Source organism: Microbacterium sp. GbtcB4, from assembly GCF_019091465.1.
Lineage (GTDB): Bacteria > Actinomycetota > Actinomycetes > Actinomycetales > Microbacteriaceae > Microbacterium > Microbacterium paraoxydans.
This window is the reverse complement of record NZ_JAGXJJ010000565.1, coordinates 1-236: the sequence shown is the minus strand read 5'-3', so window position 1 is coordinate 236 and position 236 is coordinate 1. Positions and strand designations below refer to the sequence as shown.

The 236-nt window shown below is 64.0% G+C and carries 1 protein-coding gene; it reads left to right on the top strand.

The annotated features are described in order from the left end of the window. Positions 1–58 precede the first annotated feature (58 nt). A partial coding sequence (locus KVS71_RS18835) for an SsrA-binding protein (protein ID WP_368874984.1) occupies positions 59–236 on the top strand: 178 nt, incomplete at its 3' end.

Here is a 236-nt window from a genome sequence, read left to right as displayed (position 1 = left end):
CGTCCACGGCACTACCACACAGGAGAACATCATGCCCAGGGAACGCGGGGAGTAGGTCATCGGGACCAATCGTCGCCCGCGTCACGACTACAACATCGAGAAGTCGTACGAGGCGGGCATGGTGCTCACGGGCACTGAGGTGAAGTCGCCCCGTCAGGGACGCGCGATCCTCGGCGACGGGTTCGCGTTCGTGAAGGGCAACGAGGTCTTCCTCGACGCCGTGCACATCCCGGAGT